The sequence below is a fragment of the Paenirhodobacter enshiensis genome, assembly GCF_000740785.1.
Taxonomy (GTDB): Bacteria; Pseudomonadota; Alphaproteobacteria; order Rhodobacterales; family Rhodobacteraceae; genus Rhodobacter; species Rhodobacter enshiensis.
Window position 1 is genome coordinate 1 of the sequence record NZ_JFZB01000032.1, and the last position, 4,696, is coordinate 4,696.

Below are 4,696 nucleotides of genomic sequence, written 5' to 3' on the forward strand. Positions count from 1 at the left end.
TGATCCAGAGCTACTATATCCGCTGCTGTAGCCACTATAACGGCCAAATCGGCTCCCGCATGCAGGGCAGTTAGCTGCGGCGGCCGCCGAACGATGCCCATTTACTGGTGCTGTACATCTAGCCATATTTTCCCCTCTCCTTGATCATTCCGCCACCTTGCGGATCATATTTCTCTTTGTAGCCAATCTCAATTGACTGGTGATTCGCCTCGCGCATCTCTTTTCACAGAGATGCCTCATACATCCGGTATCTTGGACAGATGGGTAGCAGATACCATCATTCAAATGACTTAGCTATTTCCCTTGCCCTCCAGTGAAACCTGTCATCTGGCGCCAGATCAGGGCCTCAAGCGGGTCATAGTTGCCGCGGTAGGCCTCGATTGACGCCGTGACCATCTCATCCCCGGACACGCCTTCCCACGAAAGCGAGTGCCCTGCGCGCTCGGCGAGGTGTCTCACATACTCGCGCAACGCCCGTCCATTTCCTTCCCGGAACGGGTGCAGGACGTTCAGCTCGCCCATGTAGTACGCCATGCGTCGGGCGAAATCCTTCGGCGCCCTGTGTTCGAGCCATCCCTCGGCGGCGAGCGCATCGGTCAGCTTTGTGCCCTCGCTCTCGATATGACGAAAGTTGGCGAATCGGGTGCTGCCCTTCGAGATGTCGACGTTCCGCACGGTTCCCGCCCAGTCGTAGACATCGCGAAACAATGCTTCGTGAATGCGCAGCAAATAACCGAAGCCGGGGCCGCTGCGGGGTTCGGGCAAGGGCGCTTCTGCCAACTCCACGGCGGCAAGCAATACGAGCGGGGCTTCTGCCGCGTCCAACTCGGCCTGATCGCGAATACCGAGCTTGTTTATGAGGACTTCCGTTCCCGGGTAGAGGCCGAGTTCTCCGCCTTCGTAGCGCGCCATGGTTAGCTTGCGCTGGCCTGCTTGCTGTAGCGCTTCAGCAGTCGCTTGCGCAGCTCGGTGCTGCTCAGGGCTCCGGCCTGCAAAGCCGCAAAGTCCGAGACGGAGCGGGCGTCCAGATCCAAGCCTTCGATCTGCATGCTGGCCATGGCGCTGGCGACGATACGGGTGCGGTTCGGCATCGTCGAACCGGGCTTGGCGAGGGGCGTCTTCGCAACGGTCATCGGTAAGGGCTCCGTTTTGTTGGCAAAGGATAGCAGGAGGGGGGGAGGATTGCATCAGCAACGTTGCATTGTGGGGAGCTCAACGCCTCCCGCTTCAGGCGGATCGTTGCGGCGGGGCGTTGACAGCGGGATGGCTTCGTGTGAGCCATCAATCCGACCTGCGGATCGAGGAACTGTTGCCTTGATTTGCTGCACATTTTGCTACACAAAATGCTGCACGTGAATTCATAATACATTGATACTAAATGATAATGCGTCTGACTTGGGCGCATCTGGCGAACATCCCGTCCGCCAGACACCCTTGAAAAATTGAATTATTTTCGTTCTTTTCGATCTTACCCCACCAAAAACCCGCCATACCAAAAACGCTTGATTGCGTCAGGTCGCTACGGGTGGCAGCTTTGGCTTCGGAGTAGACCCCTACCCACCTTCACGGCCAGGTCTGAGTGCAAGCGAATGGGGCGCACGGGTCCGGGGCCGGGCGGGGCCTCTTAAAATAGACGGGGGCCGGTGCGACAACGGCAACATGTGCGACACGGCCCAGCGCGCCACTCGCCCCTGCTATTCCCGCTATTCGTGCTATTCGGGAAAGCCATACCCGGCCCCCGGCAGAAACCGGCAGAAAGCCCGCGCGCAGGGCGGTTCGCGGTCAGGAACCAGCGCGAACCACGTGGTCACTATTCAAAGCCGCGAAGGCCAGAAAGCCCAATGAAACAAGGGTCATTTGAATTAGCGACCGCTTGCCAATTTCAAACAGAGGAAAAAATCTGCGGATGCGGTGGGCGCGCGGGTCCGGCGTCCGAGCCGTCCAGACTTCCGACACTCCCCCCGGCTTTTTATGAATTGCAGACGTAGGCACATGACTGGCGCACGGGTCTGGGCGATTGAACGGCGTCGCCTTGGACATACTCCCCAGACGCGTCTTAAACGGCACCTTTATGCTTATCATTTGTCTCTTTTGTCGGCGGTAGCCCATCCTGCTTAGGCGTGGACTGTCCTCTAATCAGAGCCTGATCGCGAAACCGATAGTGGTGGCTCATACGGATTTGTTCCTTAGACGCCTTTTGGCTTAGGAACGCTTCCAGATCAAAGGGCCTCTTTGGCGTAGAATATCCCACGTTGTTTCCTTCCTCGGGGTTAAAACCATAATGAAAAGAGCGACAAAGACTTCTCTTTGCCGCCCCTCGATCCGGTCAACACTCACGCCCGTGCCGAGTCACCGCATATGATGCGGCCCCTTGTCGGAATACGCCACGACCGGATTTCTACGCACCGGGAAGACGCGAAAGCCATGCTTCCACCGTCATCAACCCCCGCGCGAATAGTCCGCACTACTTTTGCTGAGGTGCGCTGGACTGCTGAGGGGAGGTTTTCTCCACCTTCACGTTCTCAGATTTGGCAGGACCCTGCTTCGGAGTGTCCTGCTGGTGCTGCTTCTGATGTTCAAGGGGATGGTTCTGTTTGAGGTCGGACATATGATGTCCTCCACTTGGTCGCTCGGGATTTGCCCTCGACGCAAATTATATATGGGGGTGTGATACCTCCATTACGAGCGCCTGCGGCCTAGTATCTTCCAAGTTGGCCTAAACGTTCGTTTCATTGTTCACGGCAGTCGTTAATGACAAAGCTCCGCGCTGGGCGGGGCCTCGATGCCGTGAAGGGGCGAAGGTCAGGCGGCTTTTCCCAGCATGGCGCGGGACGCGTAGCGGATAAGCGAGGCCACATCGCCCAGATAGATGAAGTCGAGACTTGCGCCGTAATCGCGACAAAAGCGCAGCACCTCGGGCGCAGGGGCTTCATCCTCGGCCAAGAGGTCGGCAGGCAGGCCCTCGGGCATCGGCGCGCCCAGCGCGTCAGCGACGAAGCGCAGGCGGCCCATGCGGGTTGTGGGTATGGCTTTCATGCTGTAGCCCTCCCCGTCAGCATATCAACGGCGGCTTTCAGCGTGCCTTCGGCGAGTTCGAGCGCCTCTTGCCCAAGGATAGCCCCGCGTGTGATTGCCGCGCCAGTCGGGCCACCTTCACCGTTCCCGGCGAGGTAAAGCAATTCGAGAATATCCTTGGCGTCTTTCAGCACATCACGGGCGGCGTTCACCGCCTGCATCGGGTCACGTTCTTCTGTCATGGGCTTCCCTCTCAATTCGGGTTCATGGGTTCGGGGTTATCGGCCGAACAGCTCAGCGCGCAGGGCGTCGAGCCGTTGCCAGTCGGGGCCGCGCAGACGGCCTTTGCATTCAAGCGTGAGAATATCGGCGCGGATTTCGTCAGCGGGGCGGCCGGCCGTGAAGACGGCGAGGCGCTGGGCGCGATAGGCCGCCTGGCACTTCACGGTGGCCCAAGCGCGTTTCAGAGCAGCGGGGAACAGCCCGTGAAGGCGCGAGGCAGGCAAGCGCAGCGACCACAGGTCGTGGCGGGCCATCACCCAAGCAAGGCGGAACAGTTCGGCGCGGTCTATGGTCATGCGGTTGCCCCTTGCTCAGATGATAGCTATCTATCACTAGGTGTTTGATGATAGCAAGTGCATCAGTGATAAAAAGTTCTCACGCAAGGAATCGACATGGACAGCATGAAAGCCCGGATAAAGGCAGCGCGCGATTTGCTCGGAATGACACAGGCGGAACTGTGCGAGGCTGCGGGTATTCCACTCATCACCTTACGACGCATCGAGGGTAAGCCCGACCACGCCGGACTAGTATCGCTAGAAACGGTCCGGAAGGTTCGGGAAGTCCTCGAAGCCCAAGGGGTGCAGTTCCTCGAAGGCGGTCAGGTCGCCACGGGGCCGGGCGTGGCGCTGGGGGGGAAGGAATGACCCCGGTCATTTACATTGCCGCCGCCGTGGCCGAAATCGCTGGGTGCTTCGCATTCTGGGCGTGGCTACGCATAGGCAAGTCAGCCTTGTGGGTCGTGCCAGGAATGGCCTCTCTGGCATTCTTCGCCTTCATCCTGACCCGTGTTGACAGCGATGCCGCCGGCCGAGCCTATGCGGCTTATGGGGGCGTATACATTGCATCATCGCTGCTTTGGCTTTGGGCGGCGGAAGGGATAAGGCCGGATCGTTGGGATTTCATCGGCGCTGCGACCTGTCTTGCGGGCGCATCCGTCATACTGTTCGCCCCGAGAGCTTAGCCCGCCCATTTGGATTCCTAGTCGCGGAAAACAATAGCGGATGAAGCCAACCCGGCGCCTTAGGGTAATCTTAGGGTGATGATATGGCATGCGCTGGGCTATCACCTCACCCCCTGCGCGCGCATATGACCGGAGATTAACCTTCACGGTCTGGCGGGCTAGGCAGTCCATGACGCGCGCGGGCGCGGGCGGGCGTATCACTTCGCGAAATGCCGGATCGGTCGGCAATATCGGATAACTGCCCACCCCCATGCGCGCGCGTTACTTGCCAGCGAAACCGTCAGGAACGTGTCAGGGTGATTCCGCAAAGGCCCATAGCACCCCATGACAAGCAAAGGCCCCGGAGCGCGCCAGACGCTCGGGGCCGGCCTGATTGTTTTCACGCGTTCGGGGTGGCCCTATCCGCCTTCTGAGCTCCTCCCCGGAAATCGGAGAGTG

At 59.3% G+C, this 4,696-nt stretch carries 7 protein-coding genes; 2 read left to right on the plus strand and 5 right to left on the minus strand.

Going from position 1 to position 4,696, the window contains the following annotated elements; genetic code table 11:
• Window positions 1-294 precede the first annotated feature (294 nt).
• The 5 genes from CG50_RS12895 to CG50_RS12915 form a co-directional block, all read right to left on the minus strand.
• On the minus strand, window positions 295-912 hold the full coding sequence (locus CG50_RS12895; protein WP_036639135.1) for a Fic/DOC family protein: 618 nt from the start codon (window positions 910-912) through the stop codon (window positions 295-297).
• Between the two features lie 2 nt (window positions 913-914).
• Window positions 915-1,133 carry an antitoxin VbhA family protein gene (locus tag CG50_RS17100; protein WP_036639137.1) on the minus strand — a complete coding sequence of 73 codons (219 nt, stop codon included), beginning with the start codon at window positions 1,131-1,133 and terminating at the stop codon, window positions 915-917.
• Window positions 1,134-2,802: 1,669 nt separating this feature from the next.
• Window positions 2,803-3,036, minus strand: coding sequence for a hypothetical protein (locus tag CG50_RS12905; protein ID WP_152559521.1), 234 nt, complete (start codon window positions 3,034-3,036; stop codon window positions 2,803-2,805).
• Window positions 3,033-3,257 (minus strand): hypothetical protein, encoded by a 225-nt coding sequence (locus tag CG50_RS12910; protein ID WP_152559522.1) that lies wholly within the window; start codon window positions 3,255-3,257, stop codon window positions 3,033-3,035. Before CG50_RS12910 ends, CG50_RS12905 begins: the two co-directional genes overlap by 4 nt.
• A gap of 36 nt (window positions 3,258-3,293) precedes the next feature.
• Window positions 3,294-3,593 (minus strand): hypothetical protein, encoded by a 300-nt coding sequence (locus tag CG50_RS12915; RefSeq protein ID WP_036639144.1) that lies wholly within the window; start codon window positions 3,591-3,593, stop codon window positions 3,294-3,296.
• A 96-nt stretch (window positions 3,594-3,689) separates the two neighbouring features.
• Between CG50_RS12915 and CG50_RS12920 the strand changes: the two genes are divergently transcribed.
• On the plus strand, window positions 3,690-3,941 hold the full coding sequence (locus CG50_RS12920; RefSeq protein ID WP_036639146.1) for a helix-turn-helix transcriptional regulator: 252 nt from the start codon (window positions 3,690-3,692) through the stop codon (window positions 3,939-3,941).
• Window positions 3,938-4,258, plus strand: coding sequence for a YnfA family protein (locus CG50_RS12925; RefSeq protein WP_036639160.1), 321 nt, complete (start codon window positions 3,938-3,940; stop codon window positions 4,256-4,258). The genes CG50_RS12920 and CG50_RS12925 overlap by 4 nt, the downstream gene beginning before the upstream one ends.
• Window positions 4,259-4,696: the final 438 nt, after the last annotated feature.

Bases quoted from the DNA above. Each gene is read 5' to 3' on its own strand.
- CG50_RS12895 (WP_036639135.1), bottom strand. From the start codon at position 912: ATGGCGCGCTACGAAGGCGGAGAACTCGGCCTCTACCCGGGAACGGAA.
- CG50_RS17100 (WP_036639137.1), bottom strand. From the start codon at position 1,133: ATGACCGTTGCGAAGACGCCCCTCGCCAAGCCCGGTTCGACGATGCCG.
- CG50_RS12905 (WP_152559521.1), bottom strand. From the start codon at position 3,036: ATGAAAGCCATACCCACAACCCGCATGGGCCGCCTGCGCTTCGTCGCT.
- CG50_RS12910 (WP_152559522.1), bottom strand. From the start codon at position 3,257: ATGACAGAAGAACGTGACCCGATGCAGGCGGTGAACGCCGCCCGTGAT.
- CG50_RS12915 (WP_036639144.1), bottom strand. From the start codon at position 3,593: ATGACCATAGACCGCGCCGAACTGTTCCGCCTTGCTTGGGTGATGGCC.
- CG50_RS12920 (WP_036639146.1), top strand. From the start codon at position 3,690: ATGGACAGCATGAAAGCCCGGATAAAGGCAGCGCGCGATTTGCTCGGA.
- CG50_RS12925 (WP_036639160.1), top strand. From the start codon at position 3,938: ATGACCCCGGTCATTTACATTGCCGCCGCCGTGGCCGAAATCGCTGGG.